Origin of the sequence: Frateuria hangzhouensis, assembly GCF_026410505.1 — a bacterium.
Classification (GTDB): Bacteria; Pseudomonadota; Gammaproteobacteria; order Xanthomonadales; family Rhodanobacteraceae; genus Frateuria_A; species Frateuria_A hangzhouensis.
In genome coordinates this window covers 1-279 of sequence record NZ_JAPMIU010000059.1, presented here as the reverse complement: position 1 = coordinate 279, position 279 = coordinate 1, and the positions used below count along the sequence as shown (strand labels likewise).

The window sequence follows — 279 nt, the reverse complement described above, 5'->3', positions numbered from 1 at the left end:
ACAACAGGGCGTTTGCAGGTACGAGAGGGGCCAGGGGGCAGGCCAGTAACGCCGTGTTGTGGCGGCACTTCGACGGGTTCAGCGTCCCCGGACAACGAACCCGTCGAGCATTGGTTATCGGTGCTCACCCCGTGATCGTACCGAGTGGCATCACAGGGCGACGACGCGATGCTCCTGGGCGCTACGCGTAGCTGCATCGGCCAGGACAAGGGCCTCATAGCCGTCACGCACCGACGGAGAAACCGCACCGCCGATGGCGATCGAGTCAAGGAAGGTTTC

1 protein-coding gene is annotated in these 279 nt (G+C 63.8%); it reads right to left on the bottom strand.

The genetic code is table 11. The features are described from left to right. Nucleotides 1-150: 150 nt before the first annotated feature. Nucleotides 151-279: Gfo/Idh/MocA family oxidoreductase (locus OSC30_RS16930; protein ID WP_425474767.1), on the bottom strand; the 129-nt coding region annotated here is incomplete at its 5' end.